Source organism: Paraburkholderia sp. BR14312 (assembly GCF_040948675.1).
Classification (GTDB): domain Bacteria; phylum Pseudomonadota; class Gammaproteobacteria; order Burkholderiales; family Burkholderiaceae; genus Paraburkholderia; species Paraburkholderia nodosa_A.
This window is the reverse complement of record NZ_JBFPKI010000005.1, coordinates 542,589-567,324: the sequence shown is the minus strand read 5'-3', so window position 1 is coordinate 567,324 and position 24,736 is coordinate 542,589. Positions and strand designations below refer to the sequence as shown.

The following is a 24,736-nucleotide window of genomic DNA, read 5'->3' as shown; positions in this document are numbered from 1 at the left end:
GCTCGAGCTGCGCGGGCGAGAGATGCGCCATCTTGTTGTAGGCGCCGCGCAGCTTGAAGGAGAACACCGGCTGGTTGTCCTCGCGCTTGAGGAACACGGCGTTGCGCAGACGCGCCGAGAGGTTCGGGGCGCGCTCGAGTTCGGTTTCGCGGGCGGCGTCGTAGACACGCGCTGTGAGAATCTTGCGGAGATAGTCGTTTTCGTCGCGTCGGGACTGAGCGGAGTCCGTAGCTTTGACGACTTCAGTGGCTTCGGCGGTGGGGCGGCTTTGATGCACCTGCATGACGGCTCCTGTCTTCACTTTCGTTTTGGCCAGGAGGCGGAAACAAAAAACCCGCCTCGTGGGGCGGGTTGTTGTTGTCACTGCTGCCAGACGTACGCTAACCCACCATTCGTTGAATGGTGCTAATAATCAGCGCAATCGTGAAAAGGCGGCAGTTCATCTCTGTAGGATGACCTGAGGGGCGAGCCTTGTCAATTGCTCACAATCTTGTTGATTGTAATGCACTACAAATTACGTCTTATTTGCTACGTTTTTCGCTTGCAGCGGGTATCTTCGTGGCGAGAGACGCAAAAAACGTGATTTAGCCCGATCCAAGCTAACAAGTTTCGTGAAACATTCTAGAAAATCCAGTCTAAGCCATTGATTTTAAATAAGTAAGCCTGATCCGGTATTTTTTCGCGCCTGTTTCACGATTCGACCCCGGTGGTGACTGGCGTATAGCCCGCGTCGCCTCGACAACGAAAAAGGGCGCCCGACGACGCCCTCCCCTGCCACCGTTAGCCGCTACTCGCGACGCTCAGGTCGCCCCGGTCGTATCCATCTCCGAAGCCCACTGCTCGATGACTGCCTTCACGCGCTCGGCAAGACGTTGCTGATCGGAAGGCGCGATGCCCTTCAGGCTCAGCTCCGCGCGCCCGTCGCCGAACAGCTTCAGTTCGCCCAGCGCGACGCCGTCCGGTCGATTGAACTGGACGCGGGACTGGTAATGCGTACGACGCGGCCCGACGCTGCGCGCACCCGCTTCAGCCGAGGCCGCCGCCTCGAGCTTGCGCACGCTCGCCTTCCCTTCGACCACCTGCGCAAGCCAATGCTCGGCAACGGTTGCGCCCGCCCGGTCGAAGATCAGCTTGATGTTGTAGGCGTGTCCGAGTCCGACGTCCTTGCGATGCTGCGCCATTCTCTGCAGCAGATAGGGCGGCAGCGACGTGAGTGCGATCACCTTGCTGATGTGCTTCGGATCTTCGCCTACCGCTACCCCCAACTCGATCTGGTCGACGTAGACGCGATCGTCGAGCAGCTTCTTCCACGCGAGCGCGTCGTCGAATACCGTCTGCTCCTCGCGCTCCTTGTTGGCGTGATAGGCGCGCAGGTACAGGTTCTGGTTGTCGAGGCCCTCGCGGACATCGGCGTCGATGAACTTGTCGCCGCGCGAACGCGCAGCACGAATACGGCGCTCGCCGTCGACGATCACATATTGACCGGGAAACGCCGCGAGTCTGGTGACCAGGATCGGCGTGATCTGCCCTTGCGTCGCAAAGCTTTCTGCCAACTCGTCGATCGTCTCGGCGCTGTAGAACGCGCGCGGATTGTAGGGATTGGAGACGACATCTTCGACCGAAATCTTGCGGACCGCATGCAGCGAAAGCGGTGCCTCGACGACTTCGGCAGGCGGAGCGGCGGGCGTGTCCACGGCGTTGGGTACACCCGCGTCGCGCTGCGCGATATTGACGACATCGGCTTCCGCGAGACGCTCGCCAGCCGAAACCCGCTCGGCGGCCATGCCCGCGCGGACCTTGCTGGTGAAATTCAGCTTAGCGGCCATTGACGACCTCCTCCTCTTCTTCTTCCTGAACCAGCGCAATGATCTCGTTGTAGACAGCGCTGATCTCGTCCTTCGCGACTTTCGCCCCGCGCACGCCGCGCACATCGAAGACGGTGCGGCCAAGTGCTGCCGCCTGACGGTAGAGCTCACGCTGCTTGATGGTTGCCGAAAATACGCGGACGTTGCTCTCGGCGAGGATGGCGCTCATCTGCGTATGCAGCAGCGTCTTCGAATTAGATTTATTCAACAAAATTGCGAATTTTCCGGCCGGATTGGCCACGCGGGTTCGCTCGACCAACTCCATCATCCCTTCGCTGCTCCAGATGTCGATCGGTGATGCGTCCGTCGGAATGACAGTTGCGTCGGCTACGGCAAGCACTCGCGCGGTAGTCAGGTCGTTGATATTAGGCGGACAGTCGACGATAACGACGTCGTAGTCGTTCGCCAGTGCGGCGATTTCCGGCCCAATCATCTTCTCCAGCTTGTGAATGCTGCCGACGCGGAACGGTAGAGGCGTTTCGGGACCGGCCGCTGCACACCAACTCATGCAAGATTGCTGACCGTCGGCATCGGCGACATAGACCTTATAGCCTTCAGCCTGAAATGCCCCAGCCAGATTCATGCTGGTAGTGGTTTTGCCAACCCCACCTTTTTGGTTCGCTACGGCTATCACGAGACCCATTCGTTTCTCCATGCAATTGTTCAACAGCGGGCGAGTCTCCCAGGTGCACTCTCCACGTGGAGACTCCAGCAAGTCATTCGACAGTCTACTGGCAACTTAAAGTAAATTCTAGAAATTCCGCCCCGGACGTTGTCAGTTCACAACCAATTGGCTGAACGGATAAGAATTGGATGCAATGGAGAGGGCTGGTGGGCGGGGTGGATTGACGGGATCGCGATGTTTCAACAGTGATGGGCGCTGATCTCCACGTGGAGATCGCAGAATGCGCCCATCGAAGTTGCGGAGCTCGTCTGCTCGCAGGTCGATTAGACACTGGATCTTTGCACAGCCGTGCATTACGTTGGTGACGCGGGAGGAAAGTTCAAGTTGCGCGAGAGTGCTCGATAGGTATCTTCGCGGAGGGATACGAGGAACACCGAGCAATTCTCCACGTGGAGAGTGATCGACTTGACCTCGAATTAGCGCAGCGCAGTGAGTGTGATGTCGATGTCCAGAAGCGATCCGGCCAGCAAGTGTTCTGAGCGATTCTCCACGTGGAGAGTCCTCAATCAGCATTCGGGAGAATGATGACGCGTGAGCAGGTACTGCCCGGGATGAAGGGATGGGCAGTGACGGTAAGCGAGTTCCATCCATTGCGTGTATCTCGCCGCCGCATCCACACATTCTTGATCGTTTAAAGCAGCGACTCTCCACGTGGAGATCAACGCGGAACAGCACGAAGCAACCAAGCGCCATCAGCATCCGCGTACGCCGAGACAGAGCACAAACATCACTCCGAGGCACTCAAACAGTCGAAGCCTGACTCGTCACCAAAAAAGCGGTCGATCTAACTCAGAAGCTTCGAAATATATATTTAGCTACGAATTCTACGTCGTTATATTTAGCTAATTTCCTTGCGCACTATCCGCATGTACTCACAGCGAATCGCACAAAAAAACGGCGGCCGAAGCCGCCGTCCCGTTAGATCCATCGCCTTCACTCGTCCCGAGCTTTCAGCGCGAGATCGATTTCCGCCGCCTGCAGGCCTTCGCCCCCGGCCGGCACCTGTTGTCCGCTCAGCAGGAATTCAAGCAGATCCGCAGCAGTCGGTTGGCCCCAGGTGTCCAGAACCACCCAACGGAAGAAGTTCGTCGATGCCATCTTGCTCGGTACCTTCGCCGTCGACACCTTGAGCTTGTCCATACCGACCGTCTCGTTGTAGCGCTTGATCAGCGCAGTCTGGTCGTCGTATTCAAGTTCATTGAAGTAGGCGCGCGCCTCATTGATCTTCGCAGCGATATAGCGGTCCTTCACCTGATCCTGACTTTCGCGCGCGCGGCCAGCGTCGGTGGTGGGCGCGGCGGCATTCGCACCGGGCAACTCGTAGCCCTCGGTCAGCGCCTTGCGGAAATACGCCGCAACGTTGGCGAGCGGCGCCGAATTTTTCTGCGCCACCCGCGCCGCGGTATAGGCCACCGCCGTGCGAATCTTGTCCTCCCCGTACTGCTTGAGCAGGCGCCGCGCCTCGGAAACCGGGATGCTGAACTTCGACATCTCGCCAATCAGCAGCGTTTCGTTTGCACGCAGCTCCTGGGACGGATCGGTCTCCGGCTTGCGGGTCACGCGGAACTGTAGGGCGACGACCGAGCGTCCCACCTTGTGCTCGATGAGCTCGAAATTGTGATCCGAAATCTCATTGACTTCCTTGATGCAGGGCACCAGCACACGGCTCTTGAACTGCTTGTAGAGCTTGTACGATTGCGCCGAAGTATCCTGCCCAAGGATCAGGTCACGCAGCGTCGCGAGCGGAAAGCGCGCCGTCACACCCACGGCCTCGTAGCGAACGACGTTCTCCCACAGCGCAAGCGAATGCGCCTTTCTGAACTGACGCGTGATGCGCATATCGATCATCGCGTAGATTTCAGGATTGAGCAGTTCGCCGCGAATCTGTTCGGAGAAGGTGTAGCGCAACACCGATCGCTCGAGTTCGGCGCCGGCGAGCAAGCCGGACGCCTTCCAGATGCTGCGTTTGTCCTGCGTGAGGTAGTCCCAGTTGACGACCGTGCTGATGAGCGAGTTGATCGTTTCTTTGACGTACTCGGTGTTGTTACTGTTCAGATCGACGTCCTGGGAGAGGGCGGAGATCGTGATCTCGAACGAGGAGCGGCCGCGGTCGAGGGAATCCTGGCGAATGGCGTTCTTGATCAGCGAGCTGAACATCTTGCGCTGCTGCAGGCTGATCGATCCGGATTTCGGTGCGATATGAATCGCCGGAACGGCCTTGCGGAACAGATCGGGCGGCTGGCCTTGCTGGAATACGAGTGCACCTTGCTTGTCGGCGTCGCCGGCTTCGGCCTTTTTTCTTGCCATATGACCCACGATGAAAGGGAACCTGGTCGGTTGGTAACTGTATACCAAGCGATCAGGTGACTCAAGGCCACAGACGCAATCGTGACGCGGCACGACACCCAAGGGCTAAGAGCATTGACAGCCGGCGATTCTCTGCCTCGATGGCCACCGGGAACCCGTCCTGGGCACTCTGAACAGGCCCCGCGCACGGACCCATAAATGGTGACCTTTGCGTCGCCGCGTCCTGAAAACTATCCCATAGCCGGTGACCTTTATGCAAAATGTGAGTACTCACTCCGAGAATTCAGCCTCAACAGGTAGCTGTCCATGGGATTTTTCACATTGCTATCCAGGTTGTCGCCCGGAGCAGCTCGGCCAAGCGTCGTCATGCCCAGTACGCCCATAAATGGTGACCTGAACCGGCTCCCACAAATGGCTACCCTTGCGGGGCCAAATACGGCGCTCGAGGTCAGCGGATCAGCACTTGCCCCCATAACTGGTGACCCACGCCTGATCCCATAGGCTGTTACCTGGCTCCAGCCAGCTTCTCCGCGTCCAAGGATTCATGCGGGTAGCCAATCCGGCGCACGATAACGCCCGAATTCCTCTCCCGACAAGCCACCATATCTGGTTACCCAAACCGATTCCCAAAGACGGTTACCTGAACTCAAGCGACGGGTCCTCTTGAACACCCTCAAGAAAAGCCCCGCATCCCATAAGCAGCGACCTTCACTGACTCCCATAAACAGTGACCTGAAGGCAAAACCGCTCCTTTTCCCATAGCGGGCGACCTTCCCCCCATATCCACAACCCGTAAACCCCATGCCCGGGTACCGAAGTCCCATATCCACAACCCCGAACTCCCATACCCGGGACCACAAATCCCATAACGCGCCACCAAATCGGCCGCAAAGCCTTGCCTGGTAAGGGTTCGAGCCGTCTAAAGGTTTACTAAAGTTGTTAAAGCGTAAAAGGTAAACACTGAAACACGCGTTCGATGAGAAAGACGTCTCCCAAAACCGGGGACCTAATCGCATGTAAGTGGTCACCAACCTCCGTAACCCCATTCCGGGTTACCTAGCCCGTCTACCAACGCTTTGCGGCCACCCTGGAGCATTAGCTAAGCCCCCTTTTCTTGAGAATAAACTTCTAGAGATCGAATCAAACCATTGATTTACCGAGGGAAACACCCGGATGGTCTACGTCTATGGTGCTGTTCTTCGTCCAAAGGTAACTGCCTATGGGACTGGCTGAATGACTACGACACCAGTTGGATCGGAACCGTAAAGCGTCCTGCCAGCCTTGGACGCCCGCTGAACCAGGTCAGGGGAACCAGCGATCCGGAGATGCGCACTTGTGGACGAACCGTTCCTCCCATTTCCGGTTACCCACCTCAGGTCACCAAACATGGGAGTCACCGAAGGTCCACTTGGGCCGCGACCCAAAACAATCAAGGAAAGTCAGGCGCCAACCGGACAAGGTGCACTGCACAAGATTTATCGGTAACCTACGGCCCACCGAGCGCCTGCCGGATCTCAGTGTGAATACGCGGGAAAGGTAACCGCGGCCGCGGTGTGCCGCCGCAGGCAATCGCTGCGGTACCGGTCGGCGAGACGCTGCTGGGCGGCTTCGATATCGGCGGGTGTCGTCGTCCGAGTTCGGGTCGTAACGCACCGCCTCGAGTACCGTAATTTGCGGTATCAGACCGGCATGCGTGACCTCGTGGGCCGGTTTGACGAACGGGTACCTGTGACATGCCTGCTGAGTCAGATGCGGTGCGGCGGCCGCATCCGCGTTCGTGGGTTCGCCAGTGAGTCGTCGAGCCGACCATTCATGGCCCATGGTTGGGTAGCCGCGTCAGCCAGCGAGAAAGCACCGTGCGCGCGATGCACGACCGCGCAACTGCAGGCGTTGCACGACGCCGGGCCCTGTGTGCGAGGCGCGCGATGAACCTGCCTGGCTGGCGCTCGGGCCTGGCCTGTTCGTTCCGGCGTCGTCGCGGGCGGTGCCGGACGTGCGGGTCATTGGCCCGACCACTGGCAGAGGACCACGTTCCGCTGGTTCACCGTTTCCGCAGCGATCTTCTCGCTCGCGTTCATGGCGCTGTTCGGCATCATCGAATACTCAGTGACGCGCGCCATGATGCGCGAGACCGACAGCCGCCTGCGCTGGCAACTGCGGTACTTCGATTCGCGCAGCGACGCGAGCCTTGCCGGCGCCATCGACGCGCGCTTCCGACGCCCCGACCAGCGCGACAACTTCTACGGCCTGTTCGCACCGAACGGGCGCTGGCTCGCCGAGGATATCCGCGCGATGCCCACCGGTCTTGCGCTGGGACCTCGAAGGTGCTGCGCGCGGGCGCCGACGCGTGCTTTCGCTACAGTTCTCGTTCATGGAAATGCACGAGCGTATGCACACGCTATCGCGCGCCGCGCGGCCAGATGATTCGCTACGCGTGGCCCGAGAAAGAGGACATCGACGCTTCAACCGTCTACCTCGTCGTCTCGCGGCAGCGGCGCAAGCTCGCGCGCGAAGGCATCGAAGTGCGCATCGATACCATCAGCCGCGACGGCTATCAACTGACCTCGCCGACGTTCGACTGATGCGCGCGCTCAGGTAACCGTTTGTGGGAACCGGTTACCTATCCGGGCGCGGAGGCATGGGTTTGTTAACTCAAAAAGCAAACGGTTCTACGATCAGGCCGTCTACATCGGGCGCATCGAGCAGGGCGGCTCGACCGCTTACCTTCACACACACCGCGTGCTGGCCGTATTCGTTGACGAGTTCGATCGGCCCGACGCATGGCCATCGTTTCATGCAGCGCGTCGGGCGCACTTATTCTTATACGTGCTGATTGCGCAATTGCGGCGCGTGAATATTGCGCCCGCTGGCGAGCAACGCTGCGACGAAAAGCAGAATGCCGATAATCGCAACGGTTGTTGCGAACGCGCGAGCCACCTGCGCGCTGCTCGCATCCGGCCCGGCAAGTGCGAAAAACAGGCCACCGAGCAGCGCCACGGCGAGCGCGGCACTGACCTGCAAAACCGAGCTGACGAGCCCGGCGGCAAGACCGGACCAGCGTCGATCGACACATTCGACATTGCGCCTGACGAGCGCGGGCAGCGCCACGCCCTGGCCGAAGCCGATCAGAAAGAGCGATGCATTGAGTGCGTGGAGCTGAGCATCGTGAACAAGCATGGCAGTCCAAAGTAAACCGCAGCCCTCGATTGCCATACCGGCCGCCGTCGCACGATGCCCGAACTGGCGCACGATCAGTGGATTGAGCAGCGGCCCGACCAGAAAGCCGACGCCCAAGGGCAGAATGCGCAATCCGACTTCGAGTGGCGTGAGCCCGAGCGCACGCTGGACGTAAATCGCGAACATCATGAAGAACGGTGCGAGCGAATAGAAGAAGAGCGTGGCAACGAGCCCGCGCACGAGGCCGGGCGCGGCGAAGATGACGGGCGGCACGAGCGCGTCGCGCCCGGCGTTCGCGACGCGCGCCTCGTAGCGCCAGAAGATCGCGAACAGTGGCGCGGCGCCAATGAGCAACGCCCACGTCCAGACCGGCCAGCCGCGCTCGCGACCTTCGATCAGCGGCACGACGAGCGCAGCCAGCGCGATGCCGAGCAGGACCATGCCGCCGGGATCGAGCTTCGCGGGGTGGTCCGAGCGGCTTTCACGCACGAGCCAGTACGCCGCTGGCGCGGCCGCCATCACGACGGGCAGGTTGATGAGGAAGATGCTGCGCCAGCCGAGTCCGAATACGTTGGCCGAGACGAGCACGCCGCCGAGGGCCTGACCGGCGACCGCGGCGATCCCGTAAGCCGCGCCAAAGAGGCTGAGTGCAAGCCCCTTCTGATGCGCCGGAAAGAGCGCATGGATCGACGCAAGCGCCTGGGGCGCCATGACGGCTGCGGCGCTGCCCTGAAGGATGCGTCCCGTCACCAGCGCTGCGGGCGAACTGGCGAACCCGCACACGGCCGAAGCCGCCGCAAACGCCAGGATGCCCACGAGAAAGATGCGCCGCCGTCCGTACAGGTCGCCGAGCCGGCCGCCCGTAATGAGAAAGATCGCGTAGGTCGCTGCATAGGCCGAAATCACCAGTTGCGCGATAGCGGGGCTGGCATGCAGGTCGGCCTGCATCGACGGCAGCGCGACGTTGACGATAAAGAAGTCGAGCGGCGGCAACAGCGTGCCCATCAGCAGCACGGTCAACGCCCACCAGGTGCGTGCGCCCGCTCGCGTGGACGGCATTTCCACAGTCGAAAGATTCGTCATGCAGCCTCCATATGGAACTAATCGGTTCCTAATTGGCCAAAAAAACTAGCGGATGGCGCTCAGCGCGATTTCAGCAATTGCATCGATCGCGTGCCCGCCGGCGTCAGTCTTGCCCAGCACGCGCATACCTTCGATCGTGCAGAGCAGGAAGCGCGCGAGATCGTCGGCATTCTGGTCGGCGGCCAGTTCGCCCGCTGCCTGGCCTCGCCGGATCGCGCCGGCGAGCAGCGCCTGCATGCGCGCGAACATGTCCGTGACGCGGGCTTTCACTTCGGCATCGAAGGGCAGGCATTCGGTGGCGGCGGCTGTCACCGGGCAGCCCGCAAGCCCTTCGAGGCCGACGGAAAGGCGCACGTAGTGGCGCAGCGCCTCGCGCAGCGCGGTGCGCGCCGACGCGTGCCGCAGATTGCGCGTAAGCCGTGCGATACCGCGCTCGGTATAGAAGTCGAGCGCCGCGAGAAAGAGCTGGTGCTTGTCGCCGAACGCCTTGTAGAGGCTGCCGCGCGAGAGCTGCGTACCCTCGATCAGGTCGGGCAGCGACGTTGCCGCATAGCCGCGCGCGCGGAACACCTCTAGCGCGTTCTGCACGGCTTCCTGCTCGTCGAATTCGCGTGGACGGCCGGGGCCAGAACGGGTATCGGATTTCATGTCGTCATTCTAGACCAATCGATTCCGAATTGCCGAGAAAAATGTGCGTGGCGAATCCAAACATGCATACAGGATGAATTATATGTACGCACAGAAATATCAATTGTTGATATTCGGCGCGCGTCGGTAATCTGGCCGACATACCGACCAGCAAGCCCCGCTATGACCCGCACCGCGCTCATCGAATGGTTCACGAGTTTCGTGCCCAACCCGGCTGCGCCGCAATGGCGCGAGCGGGGGCGACGCTGTGCCGGAGCGTTGATCGGCATCGCGTTCACGGGACTCGCAACCCACGCGACGTTCGGCGCGGCGGGCAATATCCCGTTGCTCGTGGCGCCCATGGGCGCGTCCGCGGTGCTGCTGTTCGGCGCGTCGGACAGCCCGCTTGCGCAGCCGTGGTCGATCCTTGGCGGCAACTTCGTCTCTGCGCTGGTGGGCGTGGCGTGCGCGCAATGGATCGCATCGCCGGTCGCGGCGGCTTCCGTGGCGGTGGCCCTCGCGATCTGCGCGATGTTCCTGTGCCGCTGCGTGCATCCGCCTTCAGGCGCGGTCGCGCTGACCGCCGTGCTCGGCGGCCCCGCGGTTCACGCGCTCGGCTTTCACTTCGTGATCGCGCCTATTGCGTTCCAGTCCTTCGCGTTGCTCAGTGCGGCGCTGGCCTTCCACGCGCTGACCGGGCACCGCTATCCGCGCGCTGCGTTTCGTCCCACGCCGGAAGCCGCTGCCGCGCCGCTTGCCGTGCTGTCGCAACAGCGACTCGCGCCGCTGGATTTTCCGCAAAAGTCGTTCGAACAACTAACTTGCGAGGAGATCATGTCGATCGGCTGTCCCGCCGTGCCCGCAACAATGGGCGCGCGTGCGGCGCACGAGATGTTCCACCGCCACGGTGCTTCGACGCTCCCCGTGGTCGATGCGATGGATCGCGTGGTCGGCGTCGTCACGCATCACGCGCTCGGCGACCTTGCGCCGGCGGCTGGCTTCAAGCGATTCAGGAACACGCTGCGTCGCGCGGCGCAGCGCGAATCGGCGCGCGTGGAAGAAACGGTCGAAGCCGTGATGGCAGCCGGCGTGCACGCGGTCCATCGGGCCACGCCGCTCGCGCATCTGGTGCCGATTTTTGTCGAGCATGCCTACCACGACATTCCAGTGATGGACGATGCGCGTCGGCTGGTTGGCGTGGTCAGGCATTCGGACATGATCCGCTGGCTCCATCACCACGCGGGCGTTGCCCAGGCCGCCGCCGAGGCAGCCTGAGCCTGGCGTCTGGCCGCGTCACACCACGAACAGCAACACCGCGAACACTGCATAGAGCCAGCCGACATGTGTGAGCTGACGGCTACGTACCTTCGGCGCGCGAAACGCCCATTGCAGGATCAGGATGGCGATCATGGTCGTCACGGCCGCGAGAATCGAAGGCGTGCCGAGATGCCACGGCGTGAAGAAGAGGCCGAACGCCGTGGGAATGGTGGCCTGAATCATCATCGCGCCGCTGATGTTCGCCAGCGCCAGCCGCTCCTTGCCCTGGCGCACCCAGATGATCGCGTTCATGATCTCGGGCAGCTCGGTGGCGATCGGGCTGAACAACACGGCGGTCAACTGCGGGCTTAGACCGAGCCACGGTCCCACCGCACCGATCTGCTGCACGAACAGATGCGAGGCCGCGAAGATGACGGCGAGCGCGCCCAGCGTCTGCAGCAGAATCCACACCATGGCCGGATTGTCGTCGTGCGGGCGCAGCTTCAGCGGCTCGAGATCGCCTTCCACCTCGCCGCTATCTTCAGCGGAAAGCTCCTTCCAGCAGTAGAACGCGTAGGCCGCGAGAAACGCGATCCCCAGTACCGGCTTGAAGCTGAACACCACGAGCCCGAGCGCGATCTTCGCGACGAAGATTGCGAGGAACCAGAGCTGGTCGCGGCGCAGACGGCGTGTATTGACGTCGACGGTGGCCGCGCGCTCGCGCCCCACGCGCTTTGCTGTCGCTAGCAACGCGAAGCCCACGACGGCATAGGCGATCGTGCTGAGCGCGAGCGGGCCGCCAATCGCGGCGCCTACGCCGATTTCCTTGTGCGCGGGATCGCCGCCGAAAGCGACGGCAACGAGCGTGACCACGCTCTCGGGCAGCGCCGTGCCGAATGCGGCGAGGATCGTGCCGGTGGCGGTTTGCGTGACCTTGAGCTTGTGGCCGAGCCACTCGACGCTATTGACGAACGTCTCGCAGGACAGGTAGATGATGCCGGCCGCGGCAATGAGCAAGGCGAACGTCAAGATCATGACGTTCGCTCCGTGGCGCAAATGAGGAGGTGAAGCGGGGCGAGACGAGTCATTATTTTTGCCGTGATGTGCGAGCCGGGCACCGAAACCATGACGCTTCCCTTCGCCCGGCCCGGGTGAAAGGGAAAACGTCATAGGTCTCGTCAGGCCGCGCTATTGCAGCGATGCGCTGCAATGATTCGCAATACGGCTGCCGGCGCCATGGTGCAGGGGCACCAATTATGTTGACGGCGGCGCAACGCCGAAGCAGGCGTTGCAGACTACTCCCCTAAGACAGGGGGCGATTATAGCCGAAGTTCATGGCGGCGAGCGATTTCCGGCGCGCCCGCCGCGCGTGCCTCGCGCGAAGCGAACCCGAACTTGTGACGCAGCGCGGCCATCACCATCGCCTGCTTGTCGTCGCTCGCATCGTTGTCGAAGTCGCCGAACGAGGCGACCGCGTTGACGAGCTCGCCCGTGTCCGCGTCGATCGTCTTGCCCGACGCCTTCTGGTGGCCCGCGAGCGCTCGAAAGCTGGGTCGCGTTGCTCGACGTGAGCGGTCTCGATTGGCGTGCGCTGCGCGAGCCGCTCGACCCGCGCAGCGGCAAGCCCGCTTCTATGCTGTTCATGGCGCAGCGGCGCGGCTGACACCGCCCCGCGCGCCGCTGCAAACGAGGAGGCAAGGTGCCGACGAGGGCGCGCCCGGGCTGCGCCCGCACTATCACACGAACTACTACGGCGCGTACTTTCGCGACCCCGAAGGCAACAAGTTCTGCGTCTGTTGCCACGATCCCTCGGACCATTGACACCGCGCGGCAAGCCATCACACGGGTGTCCCATTCGCTGTGCTACCCTTGCCCTGCCTTGGGCCGCGGGTGCCGTGCACGCGTGCAAGCGACCGCCGGCGGACGGTCCGATGTATCAAAGTCGAAAATCGAAGTCCTGAACCAAAGTCCCGCGCCGCGCCTCATCGCGCGCATGCGCCGGGACAACGACCAAAAACAGGAAGAAGAGGCAGATGAAAAAGCACGAGATACAACGCGCAGGTTCGCGCGGCCGCTTGCGCGCGCTGATCGCCGCCGCGGTGCTGGCGGGCGGCGCTCAAGCCGCGCATGCCGCCACGGAAATCCAGTTCTGGCATGCCATGGAGTCCCAGCTCGGCGAACGCGTGAACGCGATCGCCGAACAATTCAACGCGTCGCAAAGCGAATACAAGATCGTGCCCGTCTTCAAGGGCACCTACGACCAGACGCTCGCTGCCGGCATCGCGGCTTATCGCAGCGGCGACGCGCCCGCCATCCTCCAGGTGTACGAAGTCGGCACCGCCACGATGATGAACGCAAAGAAGGCCGTGCTGCCCGTGTACGACGTGATGAAGACCGCCGGCGTGCCGCTCGACGAGAAGGCCTTCGTGCCGACCATCGCGAGCTATTACAGCGATGCCAGGACGGGCCATCTGGTGTCGATGCCGTTCAACAGCTCGACGCCGGTGCTCTACTACAATCGCGACGCTTTCAAGAAGGCCGGCCTGCCAGACGCGCCGCCGAAAACCTGGCCCGAAGTCGCCGAAGCCGCCGCGAAGCTGAAGGCCTCGGGCATGAGCTGCGGCTTTACCACGGGCTGGCAGGGCTGGATCCAAGTAGAGAACTACAGCGCGTGGCAAGGCGCACCGATCGCGACGCGCAACAACGGCTTTGACGGCCTCGACGCGCAACTCGAAATCAACAAGCCGATGCAGGTCGCGCATATCGCCTTCCTGCAGAACATGGCGAAGCAGGGCACCTTCACCTATGTGGGCCGCAAGGATGAAGCCACCGCGAAGTTCTATAGCGGCGACTGCGGCATCATGATGGGCTCGTCGGGTGCGCTGGCGAACGTGCAGCAGTATGCAAAATTCAAGTTCGGCACCGGCATGATGCCGTACGACCCGAGCGTGAAGGGCGCGCCGCAGAACGCTATCATCGGCGGGGCGAGCCTGTGGGTGCTGGGCGGCAAGAACCCCGAGGTCTACAAGGGCGTGGCGAAGTTCCTCGCGTACCTGAGCTCACCGGCCGTGGCCGCGAAGTGGCATCAGGACACGGGCTATCTGCCGGTGACGAAGGCCGCGTACGAACTCACGCAGCAACAAGGCTTCTACGCGTCGCATCCCGGCGCCGACACGGCCACGAAGCAGATGCTCAACAAGCCGCCGCTGCCGTGGACCAAGGGCCTGCGTCTTGGCAACATGCCGCAGATCCGCACGATCGTGGACGAGGAACTCGAACAGGTGTGGACGGGCGCCAAGACGCCGCAACAGGCGCTCGATTCGGCCAACTCGCGCGGCAACGATCTGCTCAGGCGTTTCGAGCAGCAGGCCGCGAACTGACGGCCCGACGCACGTGAAGTGAACCGATGCCTCGCGTGCGGCATCGGGCAGCGCCCCAAAAGGCCGACGCCAGTCCGGTCTTTTGGGGCGCCTGGCTTTCGCTCCGTGATCGCGGCTTTAGAACCACGCGTCCTGCATGTCGAGCGTGGTGCGGTCGAGCGAGGCGAGCAGATCGAACTGCGCGCCGGTTTTCGGCAACTCCCATGCGAAGAAGTAAGCGGCCGCCGCGAGCTTGCCGCGATAGAAGTCCGCCTCCTCGCCGCCGGTTTTGGCGAGCGCCGCGCGTGCCACGAGCGCCTGTTCGAGCCACACCCAGGCGAGGACCACGTGGCCGAACGCTTCCAGGTACACCGAAGCATTGGCGAGCGTCACCGCCGGGTCGCCGGCTGCCCACAACCGCCGCGTGACTTGCGTGAGCCGCTCGAGTGCGGCTGCGAGCGCGCTTGCGTGGGCGGCCTCGTCTGCCGTGCCCGAAGCGTGTGCGCGTTCGAGCGTAGCCTGCACGCGCGCCACGAAGACCTTGAGCGCCGCACCGTCCTTGATGACGACCTTGCGGCCGAGCAGGTCGAGCCCCTGAATGCCATGCGTGCCTTCGTGGATCGGATTGAGACGGTTGTCGCGATAGAACTGTTCGACGTTGTACTCGCGCGTGTAGCCATAGCCGCCGTGCACCTGGATGGCGAGGTCGTTGGCCGCGAGACACCATTGCGAAGGCCAGCTCTTCGCGATGGGGGTGAGCAGGTCCAGCAGCAGCGAGAGCGGCTCGCGCGCCGCGCCGCTGGCGGCACCCGCTTCGTCCACGAGTTTGGCGCACCAGAGGTTGAGTGCGAGCGCGCCTTCCACGTAGCTCTTTTGCGCGAGCAGCATGCGGCGCACGTCGGCGTGCTCCACGAGCCTCACCTGCGGCGAAGCCGGATCTTTGCCCGCCGCGCCCACGGGACGCCCTTGCGGACGGTTGCGCGCGTAATCGAGCGCATGCAGATAGCCGGTATAGCCAAGCATCGTCGCGCCGAGCCCCACGCCAATGCGCGCCTCGTTCATCATGTGGAACATGTACGCGAGCCCGTGATGCGGCTCTCCCACGAGGTAGCCGATCGCGCCCGCGCGGCCGCCCGGCGTGTGCTGCGTGCCTTCGCCGAAATTCAGCAGGCAGTTCGTCGTGCCGCGATAGCCCATCTTGTGATTGAGGCCTGCGAGCACGACGTCGTTGCGCTCGCCGCGCGAGCCGTCCTCGTTCACGAGGTACTTGGGCACGACGAACAGCGAGATGCCTTTGACACCCGCAATGAGCTTGCCGTCGGGGCCGGGAATCTTGGCGAGCACGAGGTGCACGATGTTCTCGGCAAGCTCGTGCTCGCCACCCGAAATCCACATCTTGTTGCCGCGCAGACGATATTGCGCGCCGAGCGGGGAGTCGCATTCGAAGTCGGCGCGCGTGGCGACATCCGAAAGCGACGAACCCGCTTGCGGCTCGGAAAGGCACATCGTGCCGAAATAGCGGCCTTCCAGTTCGGGGCGCACGAAGGTGTCGATCTGCTTTGCGCTGCCATGCGCGAGCAGCAGGTTCGCGTTGCCGATGGTGAGGAACGGATAGGCGCTCGTGCCGACGTTCGCCCCCTTGAACCACGCGAAGCCTGCCTTCTCGACGACGAGCGGCAACTGCATGCCGCCGTATTCGTAGTCCTGACCTGCGGCCATCAGGCCTGCGTCGCTGAACGCCTTCAACGCCGTCTTGACCTCGGGGATGATCGTGACCGTTTCGCCGTCGAAGTGCGGTTCGTACTGATCATTCTTCTTGTTGTGCGGCGCGAAGAGGTCAGTGGCGATCTTCTCGCAGGTGTCGAGCGCGGCGTCGAAGGTCTCGCGCGTGTGATCGGCGTAGCGCGGAATTCGCGTGAGGCTTTCGACATCGAGCCATTCGTAGAGCAGGAAGTTCAGATCGCGGCGGGAAAGGATCAGCGACATGGCGGAACGGTCTCGCATCTTGAGAGGAGAAGGCTGCTAGCGTACCTAAAATAGAACGATCGTGCTATTGGTAGTTTCTCCAGCGATAAACGGGGCTCGTTCGGCAAGCGGCAAATAAACGGGACCAAAACATTGCAAACGTTTGCAAATACCTGTCCCATAAAGGGTTTCCTGAAGTTTATTGATTTGCTGCCGTAAACTCGTGCGCGGTCCCGATTTTCCTGTCGAGCCCGCCAACGAGTCGCGCCGATGCCTTTACGGCGGCTCTTTTTGCAGCCGAATTCAACCAGGCGCATCAAGGTCCATCAGCTGCCGCCGCATTAACGCCTACCTGCAACTTTTCTTCCTCATTCAAGTGTCGTTCATGCTGGCAGATTTGCCGGGTCGCGCGCAGTCGCTTCGACTGTCCGGCTCGCAACCGCGCGTGGCCATTCGCGCGCTCGACGACGTCGCGCGCGCCGCCGACGCGATCATGTATTCGTGCCTCGCGGTGGACGGCGTTCCGGCCAGCGCGCCCACGGCGGTCGCGCTCAAGGGGGCGATCGCCCAGGTGGCGCGCGCCATGCAGGAGGTCAGCACGAGCACGGCGCACGTGGAGCAGGCCGCGCTCGAAATCGCGGAAGGCAACGCGAACCTGAGTGCGCGCACCGAACACCAGGCGGGCAGCCTGGAAGCCGCGCGTGCGGGCGAACAGGGACGCAGCTTCGGCCGACGTCCGGGTGAACGAGTGGTGAACAAGGAGATCTTCCCATGATGAGCGTGGCGGGCTGCATCGTCTACAAACACAACCTGTGGCTCGTCGTCGTCGCGCTGCTGATCTGTGCCGCGGGCTCCTGGGTCACGGCGCGGCTCGTCCTGCGCGCGTTCGCCACGCGATCGCTGCAGCGCATGGGCTGGTCGTTCATCGCGGCCGTCGTGGCCGCCGCCGATATCTGGTGCACGCACTTCGTCGCCATGCTCGGCTTCGAACCGGGCGTGCCGATCGCTTTCGACCCCGTGCTGACCATCACGTCGCTGCTCATCGCGCTCGTGGGTAGTTTCGCGGGGTTCCTGCTCGCCACGAGCCACGCCGCGAACCGTCTCACGCGTGCTGCGCCCGCGCTGGGCGGTGCGATCGTCGGGCTGGCGGTCGCGCTCATGCATTACGCGGGCATGCTCGCGTATCGCGTGGAAGGCATCGTGATCTGGAATCGCGTCGGGATCGCCTTGTCGATCGTGTTTGCAGTCGCAATCAGCGCGCTCGCGCTGCATCTCGCGGGCGTGGCCGCTCGGCGCCCGCAGGAGAACGCGGCCAGCGCGCGAGCGAGCGCCGACGCGTCCGCGCGCCTCGTGGCGGGCGTGCTCGCGCTCGCCATCGCCGCGCTGCACTTCACCGGCATGTCCGCGTTCCAGGTGGTGCCGATGCCGCTTGACGGACACTTTTCGAATCCCGCCGCGTTGCACGCGCTCGCGCTCGCCGTGGCGTGCATGGCGCTCGTGATCGCGGGTGCAGGCTGCGTGAGCTTTCTGCTCGACGACAGCGTGCGCGCCGAATCCGTCGAGCATCTGCGCACGATGGCGATGAGCGACATGCTCACCGGCCTGCCCAATCGCGCGAGCTTCAACGCACGCATCGACGCCGAACTGGCACGCACGCAGGACACCCGCAAGCTGGCGCTCATCGGCATCGACCTGAACCGCTTCAAGGAAATCAACGACCTGCACGGCCATCACGCTGGCGACGAAGTGCTGCGCATTCTCGCGCGGCGTCTTTCGAGCCTGATGCGCGAAGGCGAGTTCGTGGCGCGCGTGGGCGGCGACGAGTTCGTGGCGCTCACGCGCTTCGCCTCGCGCGATGACCTCGGCGATCTGCTCTCGCGCCTCGAAACCGCGCTGTACCGGCCGGTGCGCTACGACGACGCCGAAGTGCTCTCGGGCGCGAGCCTTGGCGTCGCCATCTATCCCGACGACGCCACCACCAAGACCGTGCTCATCAACAACGCCGACCTCGCCATGTACCGCGCGAAGGCGGATCTGGCGCAGTCGGTGTGCTTCTATGAGCCGGCGATGGACGAGATCGCGCGGGCGCGCCGCTCGCTCACGCACGACTTGCGCGAGGCGCTCGCACGCGGGCAGCTGAGCGTGCACTACCAGGTGCAGACCTCGATCGCGAGCGGCGAAATTTGTGGCTATGAAGCGCTGCTGCGCTGGGAGCATCCGCGGCTCGGCTTCATCTCGCCCGCCGAATTCATTCCGCTCGCCGAAGAGAACGGCCTCATTCTCGGCATTGGCGCCTGGGTGCTGCGTGAGGCCTGCACGCGCGCCGTTTCGTGGTCGCCGCCGTACAAGGTGGCGGTGAATCTTTCGCCCGTGCAGTTCTCGCACGCGGACCTGCCGAAGCTCGTCGAGACCGTTCTGGTCGAGACTGGCCTCGCGCCCGAGCGGCTGGAACTGGAACTGACCGAGACGACCATTTTCGCGGACCGCGAGCGCTCGCTCGACGTGCTGCAGCGAATCAAGGCGATCGGCGTGAGCATCGCGCTGGACGACTTCGGCACCGGCTACTCGTCGCTCGACACGCTGCGCTCGTTCCCGTTCGACAAGATCAAGCTCGACCAGTCTTTCATCAGCGAGGCCGAGTCGAGCCGCCAGGCCACCGCGATCATTCGCGCGGTGCTCGCGCTCGGCAAGAGCCTCGGCATTCCGGTGCTGGCCGAAGGCATCGAAACCGAGGCGCAGCTTACTCTGCTCGCCGACGAAGGCTGCGACGAAGTGCAGGGCTATCTGCTTGGCCGCCCGGCGCCGCTCAGCCATATCGTGGCGAGCGGGCAACTGTCGCTGCTCGCCGACGACGAAGCAGCGCTGGGCGCGGTGCGAGGTTAAGCGCTCTCGCCGCCGTAGTCCACGAAGCGCGGCGCGCATTGCGGCTGCCATGCGCCGCCGCTCTGCGCGAACGCGCCGCGCGCCACGTTGTGCGCATCGAGCGGCGCTTCCGCAAGACCCAGCACGGGCGTGACGCATGCGTCGCTGCCTTCGAACACGGCGGTCCATTCATCGCGCGTGCGCGTGGCGACCGCCTGGGCGATCCGTTCCTGTACACGCGGCCGTGGCCGATGAACTCGGCGCGCACGCGAGCTTCGTGCCCGCCGACGTGACGAGCGCCGACGACATGAACGCCGTATTCGAGGCGGCTACGAAGCGCGGCACGCTGCGCTCGCTCGTGCATTGCGCGGGTCGTGGCGGCGCGGTGCGCCTGATCGAGAAGGACGGCTCGCCGGGCTCGCTCGAAGCCTATGAGAACGTGGTGCGCGTGAATCTCTTCGGCACTTTCAATGCGCTGCGCCTCGCGGCGGCGGCGATGGCGCGCAACGAGCCCGATGCCGGAGGCGAGCGCGGCGCTTGCGTGCTCACGGCTTCGGTGGCGGCGTACGAAGGGCAGATCGGGCAGGTGCCGTATGCGTCGTCGAAGGCGGGCGTGGTGGGCATGACGCTCGTGGCCGCGCGCGACCTGGCAAGCAAGGGCATCCGTGTGTGCACGATCGCACCTGGTCTCTTCGACACGCCGCTGCTCGCGCGCCTGCCCGAGGAAATTCGCGAATCGCTCGGTCGCATGGTGCCGTTTCCGCCGCGCCTGGGTGAAGCTGACGAATTCGCCGCGCTCGCGCTGCACATTCTCGAGAATCCGATGCTCAACGGCGAGACCATTCGCCTTGACGGCGCGATTCGCATGCAGCCGCGCTGAGCGAGGCCGACCATGAGCGACGAATTGCTGATCGAATTCTGTGACGGCATCCAGATCCTCACGATCAACCGTCCCGAGGCACGCAACGCCTGCACGAAGGCGGTGGCCGAAGCGATAGCCGCCGCGCTGGACGAACTGGAACAGCGCGACGATCTGCGGCTTGCCATCATCACCGGCGCGGGCGGCACGTTTTGCGCGGGCATGGACCTGAAGGGCTTTCTCGAAGGCGAACGGCCGAGCCTGCCGGGCCGCGGCTTTGCCGGGCTTACTGAAGCGCCGCCGCGCAAGCCGCTGATTGCGGCGGCCGAAGGCTATGCGCTCGCGGGAGGGTTCGAAGTCGTGCTGGCGAGCGATCTCGTCGTGGCCGCGAACAACGCGCAGTTCGGTTTGCCCGAAGTGAAGCGCGGGCTATGCGCCGCGGCTGGCGGATTGTTGCGTCTGCAACAGCAGGTGCCGGAGCGTATCGCGATGGAGCTCGTGCTTACCGGCGACATGTTCGGCGCCCAGCGGGCCTTCGAGTTCGGCCTCGTCAACCGTCTCACCGCGCCGGGCGAAGCGCTGGCGGGCGCGCTCGAACTCGCGCAGAAGATCGTGGCGAACGGCCCGCTCGCGGTGGCCGCGAGCAAGCGCGTGATGCGCGAATCGCGCGACTGGTCCAGTGCTCAGATGTTCGCGCGTCAGCGCGAGATCACGGACCCGGTGTTCGCTTCCGCCGACGCGCGAGAGGGCGCGGCGGCGTTCGCGGAGAAGCGCAAGGCGGTGTGGCAGGGGAGGTAGGGCGGCCCTTTCGTCAGGCATGCGTGAGGGTTCTTCGCAGCGCCGCGAAGAACAACTCCGATTGCAATCGCTCGCCCTGAATCTGGTCGGCCACGCGCTGCGCGAGTTCGGGCGCCACGGGCCGCAACGCGCGCCCGGTCGAGCCCGCGAGCACCTGCGCGGCGCAGGCGCGCTCCAGGTAATAGAGATCGTCGAACGCGTAGTCGATGCGCTCGCCGCACACTACCACGCCGTGATTGCCGAGGAAGCCGATGTCCTTGCCGTCGAGCGCATGCGCAATGCGCTCGCCTTCTTCGGGGCCGAGCGCGAGGCCGTTGTACTCGCGGTCGAGGGCGACGCGGCCGTGATAGCGCATCGCGTTCTGCGACAAGGTCGTATCGAGCCCGCAGTCCACCGTGAGCGTGAGGGCGGTCGCGTACGGCATGTGCGTATGCAGCACGCAGGCCTTCTTCGCGATGCCGTGGATGGCGGCATGAATGAACATCGCCGTCGGCTCCACGACATGGCGGCCCGCCATCACGTCCCCCTGTGAGTCGACGATGACGATGTCGTCGGCCATCACATCGCTCCACATCACGCCGCGCGGGTTCAGCAGAAAGAGGCCGTCTTCGCCGGGAAGCGCAACGCTGAAGTGATTGCAGACGCCTTCACCCAGCCCGAAATGTGCAGCGGCACGCAGCGCGAGCGCGAGGTCCGCGCGCAGCGTCGCGATTTCCGGGTGATGGAACAACTCTTCGCTTTCAATGGCTCCAGCATGATGCACGGCGTCGCTCATGGGTCGTGGCTCCTGTTGTTCAGATGACCGCGTGGCGTCTGCGTCGCAGCCCGCATTCGTCATTCGCCGTCGAGCGCGAGCGGCACTTCGAGCCCCACCTTCACGCGGCTCATGCTCACCAGCGTCTTGAACCGCCTCACGTTGTTGTTCGAGAAGAATAGCTCGCGCGTGAGTTCCGTGTACTGGTCCATGTTACGCACCGCAAAAATGAGCACGAAATCCCACTCGCCCGCGACGTAGTAGCACTGCTGAATCTGCGGGCAGCGCTCGAAGGTGCGCTTCATGGCGTCCAGCAAGTCGATCTGCTCGCTCTCCACCTCGACGGTCGCGACGATCGTGATGGGATGATCGACCTTCTCGGGTGAGACGATCGCCGCGTAATGGTCGATCACGCCTTCGTCGGCGAGACGGCGCAAACGCCGGTTCACCGCAGCCGTAGAGAGGTTCACGCGCGCGCCGAGTTCGTTTTGGGGAATCTGGGCGTCGCGCTGGACTTCCATCAGGAGTTTGCGGTCGAAGGAGTCTAGATGTGTCGCCATTTACGCGGGAGCCTGAAAGTCGATATTTTTTTGCGTCACGTGGGCGCATTATGAGACTTTTTCGCGGGGGCTGCGCAATATGATTTCGACATCGCAAGTCCACCGGAGCCTACCCATGCTGTTCGCCAACCCGCGCGCCACGCGCCATGCCTACCCCGAAACGCTCGGGGCCATCCTGAACGTGAAGTCGGGCGACGAGAGCCGGGCATGGCTCGCCGGTTGGTCGCTGATCAGCCCGGAGTCCACGCCGCTCTGGGATCTGGACGGCGCATCGGCGCGTCTGGGCGTTGCTCGCATTGGACTCAAGGACGAATCGTTTCGTTCTCCTCTTGGCAGCTTCAAGGCGCTGGGCGCACCCATCGCGCTGATGCGCCTCATCATGCGCCTGTGGCCCCTGCAGGAGATCGATCCTCGCAAGCTGATCGAAGGCCGCTACGGCGAGATGGTCACGAACCTCACGGTCATCAGCGCGACCGATGGCAACCACGGCAAGGCGCTCGCCGCAGCCGCGCAATCGATTGGCTGTAACTGCGTGATCGTGCTGCATGCGAACGTCAGCGTCGAGCGCGAAGCGGCGATCGCCGCGTACGGCGCGCGTATCGTTCGCATCGTCGGCAACTATGACGAATCGGTCGAGCACGCGGCGCAACTGGCGAAGACGAACGGCTGGCACGTCGTTTCCGATACCTCCTATGACGGCTACGAGGTGATCCCGCGCGACGTCATGCAAGGCTACGGCACCATCGCGGCGGAACTCATCGAACAGTCCGGCGATGCGTGGACGCACGTGTTTCTGCAGGGCGGCGTGGGCGGGCTCGCGGCCGGCGTAGCCAGCTACCTGTGGGAGCATCATGGCGCGGCGCGTCCGCGTTTCATCGTGGTCGAACCGCGCCAGGCCGACTGCCTGTATCAAAGCGCCATCGCCGGCCGCGCAGCGAAAGCCACCGGGTCGGTCGATTCCGTGATGGCGGGCCTTGCGTGCGGGGAGACGTCGCCGCTCGCGTGGCAGATACTCGAGCCGTGTGTCGACAACTTCATGCTGATCGACGACGAGGATGCCGTGGAGGCGATGCGTAGCCTCGCCACCGGCGCGGCAGGCGACGTGCCGATCGTATCGGGCGAATCGGGCGCGGCAGGGCTTGCGGGCCTCGCGATGCTAATGCGCGATCCGAATCTTGCGCGCGCAGCAGGGCTCGACGCAGCCTCACGCGTCCTGTTGATCAGTACCGAGGGCGCCACGGCGCCCGGCGTGTACGCGCAACTGGTCGGCGCGTCCGCGGAGACCGTGGCGGCCCGTCGCGACGCCTGGCTGAGTCAGGTCGCGCAGTAACCGAAAAGAGGACACCCCCACATGGAAAGCACACTGCAAGGCCAACTCAAAAGCTGGCGACAGTATCTGCACCAACGTCCCGAAACCGGCTTCGAGGAGATCCATACCGCCCACTACGTGGCCAACATCCTCGAGACACTGGGTCTCGAAGTGCACCGCGGCATTGGCGGCACGGGGCTCGTGGCAAACCTCACGGTCGGCAACGGCAAGCGCGTAATCGGCCTGCGCGCCGATATGGACGCGCTCAATATCGCGGAGCAGGCGCCGGGCCGCGCACATGCCTCGTTGAACGCGGGAAAAATGCATGCATGCGGACACGACGGCCATATGTCGATGGTCCTCGGCGCGGCGCGGCTGCTCGCAGAGCGGCGCGATTTCGACGGCACGGTGCGTTTCATCTTCCAGCCGGCCGAAGAGCATGGCCGCGGCGCGAAGGCGATGATGGCGGACGGGCTGTTCGAACGGTTTCCCGTCGATGCGATCTTCGGCGCGCACAACATGCCGGGCATGCCCGCCGGCACGTTCGCCACGCGCGCGGGTGGCATCATGGCGAGCGAGGATAACTTCGTCATCCATATCAAGGGGCGTGGCACGCACGCGGCGCGCCCGCACATGGGGGCCGATCCCATCGTCATCGCGGCGCAAATCGTGCTCGCGCTGCAAACCATCGTGTCGCGCAATCTCGACCCGAGCCTGCAAGCCGTGATCTCCTGCACGGAAGTCATCACCGACGGCATTCGCAATGTCATTCCGTCGAACGTGATCATCAAGGGCGATACGCGCAGCTATTCGAAGGAGGTGCAAGCGCTGCTAGAAACCCGCATGCGGGAAGTCAGCGTCGGCATTTGCCAGACGCACGGCGCCGAATGCAGCTTCGAGTACACGCACGAGTTCGCGCCAACGGTCAATTCGGAGCAGTTCGTCGAACTGGCAGTGAACGCCGCGCGCAGCGTGGCGGGAGACGCCGCCGTTGACGCCAACGTGCAACCGATGATGATCTCCGAGGATTTCGGTGCGTTCCTGCAGGTCGTGCCCGGGAATTTCATCTTCATCGGCAACGGCGACGCGCCGGAGCGCGGCGGGATTCCGCTGCACAACGCCGGCTACGATTTCAACGACGACATCCTGATGACCGGCGCCCGCTACTTTGCGGAGATCGCGCGCCTCGCGTTGCCGGGCGGAATCAACCAATCGTGAATATGCTGAAACTGAATGGCGAAGTGCTGCTTCGGCAACTGCGCGAACTGG

General features: G+C 63.5%; 23 protein-coding genes, 1 pseudogene and 1 riboswitch. Of the genes and pseudogenes, 12 read left to right on the top strand and 12 right to left on the bottom strand.

Features of this window, described 5'->3' with window-relative positions; translation table 11 throughout:
- The 4 genes from AB3X98_RS17610 to AB3X98_RS17595 all read right to left on the bottom strand — a co-directional run.
- A partial coding sequence (locus AB3X98_RS17610; RefSeq protein WP_368602027.1) for a pyridoxal-phosphate dependent enzyme occupies positions 1–283 on the bottom strand: 283 nt, incomplete at its 3' end.
- Positions 284–800: 517 nt separating this feature from the next.
- Positions 801–1,826: a ParB/RepB/Spo0J family partition protein gene (locus AB3X98_RS17605; RefSeq protein WP_083245445.1), complete on the bottom strand. Its 1,026-nt coding sequence runs from the start codon at positions 1,824–1,826 to the stop codon at positions 801–803.
- The gene (gene parA, locus AB3X98_RS17600; protein WP_069266877.1) at positions 1,816–2,508 is read right to left on the bottom strand and encodes a ParA family partition ATPase; all 693 of its coding nucleotides are present in this window, start codon (positions 2,506–2,508) and stop codon (positions 1,816–1,818) included. The genes AB3X98_RS17605 and parA overlap by 11 nt, the downstream gene beginning before the upstream one ends.
- 975 nt (positions 2,509–3,483) lie before the next feature.
- The gene (locus AB3X98_RS17595) at positions 3,484–4,857 is read right to left on the bottom strand and encodes a replication initiation protein (protein ID WP_368602028.1); all 1,374 of its coding nucleotides are present in this window, start codon (positions 4,855–4,857) and stop codon (positions 3,484–3,486) included.
- Between the two features lie 2,076 nt (positions 4,858–6,933).
- Between AB3X98_RS17595 and AB3X98_RS17590 the strand changes: the two genes are divergently transcribed.
- Both AB3X98_RS17590 and AB3X98_RS17585 read left to right on the top strand, forming a co-directional pair.
- A complete protein-coding gene (locus AB3X98_RS17590; RefSeq protein ID WP_368602029.1) occupies positions 6,934–7,281 on the top strand; it encodes a hypothetical protein in 348 nt (115 codons plus the stop codon).
- The gene (locus AB3X98_RS17585) at positions 7,278–7,439 is read left to right on the top strand and encodes a helix-turn-helix domain-containing protein (protein WP_256094902.1); all 162 of its coding nucleotides are present in this window, start codon (positions 7,278–7,280) and stop codon (positions 7,437–7,439) included. Before AB3X98_RS17590 ends, AB3X98_RS17585 begins: the two co-directional genes overlap by 4 nt.
- A gap of 70 nt (positions 7,440–7,509) precedes the next feature.
- Here the strand turns inward: AB3X98_RS17585 and AB3X98_RS17580 are convergent, their stop codons facing one another.
- The 3 genes from AB3X98_RS17580 to AB3X98_RS17570 are packed head-to-tail and all read right to left on the bottom strand — an operon-like array spanning position 7,510 to position 9,765.
- A complete protein-coding gene (locus AB3X98_RS17580) occupies positions 7,510–7,653 on the bottom strand; it encodes a hypothetical protein (RefSeq protein ID WP_368602030.1) in 144 nt (47 codons plus the stop codon).
- Between the two features lie 24 nt (positions 7,654–7,677).
- On the bottom strand, positions 7,678–9,117 hold the full coding sequence (locus AB3X98_RS17575) for an MFS transporter (protein WP_368602031.1): 1,440 nt from the start codon (positions 9,115–9,117) through the stop codon (positions 7,678–7,680).
- A gap of 45 nt (positions 9,118–9,162) precedes the next feature.
- Positions 9,163–9,765, bottom strand: a complete 603-nt coding sequence (locus AB3X98_RS17570) for a TetR/AcrR family transcriptional regulator (protein ID WP_069266873.1) — start codon at positions 9,763–9,765, stop codon at positions 9,163–9,165.
- A 162-nt stretch (positions 9,766–9,927) separates the two neighbouring features.
- Between AB3X98_RS17570 and AB3X98_RS17565 the strand changes: the two genes are divergently transcribed.
- Entirely contained in the window at positions 9,928–11,019 is a 1,092-nt protein-coding gene (locus tag AB3X98_RS17565) for an HPP family protein (protein WP_368602032.1), read from the top strand.
- 18 nt (positions 11,020–11,037) lie between these two features.
- On the opposite strand, the gene AB3X98_RS17560 is transcribed toward AB3X98_RS17565, so the two are convergent.
- Complete coding sequence (locus tag AB3X98_RS17560) at positions 11,038–12,036, bottom strand: sodium:calcium antiporter (RefSeq protein ID WP_368602033.1); 999 nt, start codon at positions 12,034–12,036, stop codon at positions 11,038–11,040.
- 73 nt (positions 12,037–12,109) lie between these two features.
- Positions 12,110–12,317, bottom strand: a riboswitch (yybP-ykoY riboswitch).
- 18 nt (positions 12,318–12,335) lie between these two features.
- Here AB3X98_RS17560 and AB3X98_RS17555 point away from each other — a divergent pair.
- From AB3X98_RS17555 to ugpB, 3 genes and pseudogenes are all read left to right on the top strand, one after another.
- Positions 12,336–12,572: a hypothetical protein gene (locus tag AB3X98_RS17555; protein ID WP_368602350.1), complete on the top strand. Its 237-nt coding sequence runs from the start codon at positions 12,336–12,338 to the stop codon at positions 12,570–12,572.
- Between the two features lie 127 nt (positions 12,573–12,699).
- Positions 12,700–12,822 (top strand): annotated as a pseudogene (locus tag AB3X98_RS17550) (VOC family protein); the annotation flags it as partial.
- Positions 12,823–13,034: 212 nt separating this feature from the next.
- A complete protein-coding gene (gene ugpB / locus AB3X98_RS17545; RefSeq protein WP_368602034.1) occupies positions 13,035–14,381 on the top strand; it encodes a sn-glycerol-3-phosphate ABC transporter substrate-binding protein UgpB in 1,347 nt (448 codons plus the stop codon).
- 117 nt (positions 14,382–14,498) lie between these two features.
- Here ugpB and AB3X98_RS17540 read toward each other — a convergent pair whose 3' ends face one another.
- Positions 14,499–16,346 (bottom strand): acyl-CoA dehydrogenase, encoded by a 1,848-nt coding sequence (locus tag AB3X98_RS17540; protein WP_368602035.1) that lies wholly within the window; start codon positions 16,344–16,346, stop codon positions 14,499–14,501.
- A 364-nt stretch (positions 16,347–16,710) separates the two neighbouring features.
- Here AB3X98_RS17540 and AB3X98_RS17535 point away from each other — a divergent pair, with 364 nt between their 5' ends.
- Positions 16,711–17,100, top strand: coding sequence for a hypothetical protein (locus AB3X98_RS17535; protein WP_368602036.1), 390 nt, complete (start codon positions 16,711–16,713; stop codon positions 17,098–17,100).
- On the top strand, positions 17,097–19,208 hold the full coding sequence (locus tag AB3X98_RS17530; RefSeq protein ID WP_368602037.1) for a putative bifunctional diguanylate cyclase/phosphodiesterase: 2,112 nt from the start codon (positions 17,097–17,099) through the stop codon (positions 19,206–19,208). Before AB3X98_RS17535 ends, AB3X98_RS17530 begins: the two co-directional genes overlap by 4 nt.
- Here AB3X98_RS17530 and AB3X98_RS17525 read toward each other — a convergent pair.
- A complete protein-coding gene (locus AB3X98_RS17525; RefSeq protein WP_368602325.1) occupies positions 19,205–19,507 on the bottom strand; it encodes a CoA transferase in 303 nt (100 codons plus the stop codon). The genes AB3X98_RS17530 and AB3X98_RS17525 overlap by 4 nt on opposite strands.
- On the opposite strand from AB3X98_RS17525, the gene AB3X98_RS17520 reads away from it, so the two are divergent.
- Together AB3X98_RS17520 and AB3X98_RS17515 are read left to right on the top strand one after the other, a co-directional pair.
- Entirely contained in the window at positions 19,432–20,067 is a 636-nt protein-coding gene (locus tag AB3X98_RS17520; RefSeq protein ID WP_342950112.1) for an SDR family oxidoreductase, read from the top strand. The genes AB3X98_RS17525 and AB3X98_RS17520 overlap by 76 nt on opposite strands.
- 12 nt (positions 20,068–20,079) lie before the next feature.
- A complete protein-coding gene (locus AB3X98_RS17515) occupies positions 20,080–20,844 on the top strand; it encodes a crotonase/enoyl-CoA hydratase family protein (RefSeq protein WP_368602038.1) in 765 nt (254 codons plus the stop codon).
- 13 nt (positions 20,845–20,857) lie between these two features.
- Here AB3X98_RS17515 and AB3X98_RS17510 read toward each other — a convergent pair whose 3' ends face one another.
- Positions 20,858–21,619, bottom strand: a complete 762-nt coding sequence (locus AB3X98_RS17510) for an aldolase (protein ID WP_368602039.1) — start codon at positions 21,617–21,619, stop codon at positions 20,858–20,860.
- Positions 21,620–21,678: 59 nt separating this feature from the next.
- The gene (locus tag AB3X98_RS17505) at positions 21,679–22,158 is read right to left on the bottom strand and encodes an Lrp/AsnC family transcriptional regulator (RefSeq protein WP_069266864.1); all 480 of its coding nucleotides are present in this window, start codon (positions 22,156–22,158) and stop codon (positions 21,679–21,681) included.
- Positions 22,159–22,273: 115 nt separating this feature from the next.
- On the opposite strand from AB3X98_RS17505, the gene AB3X98_RS17500 reads away from it, so the two are divergent.
- The gene (locus AB3X98_RS17500; RefSeq protein WP_368602040.1) at positions 22,274–23,488 is read left to right on the top strand and encodes a diaminopropionate ammonia-lyase; all 1,215 of its coding nucleotides are present in this window, start codon (positions 22,274–22,276) and stop codon (positions 23,486–23,488) included.
- A 21-nt stretch (positions 23,489–23,509) separates the two neighbouring features.
- Positions 23,510–24,685, top strand: coding sequence for a M20 aminoacylase family protein (locus AB3X98_RS17495; RefSeq protein ID WP_368602041.1), 1,176 nt, complete (start codon positions 23,510–23,512; stop codon positions 24,683–24,685).
- Positions 24,686–24,736: the final 51 nt, after the last annotated feature.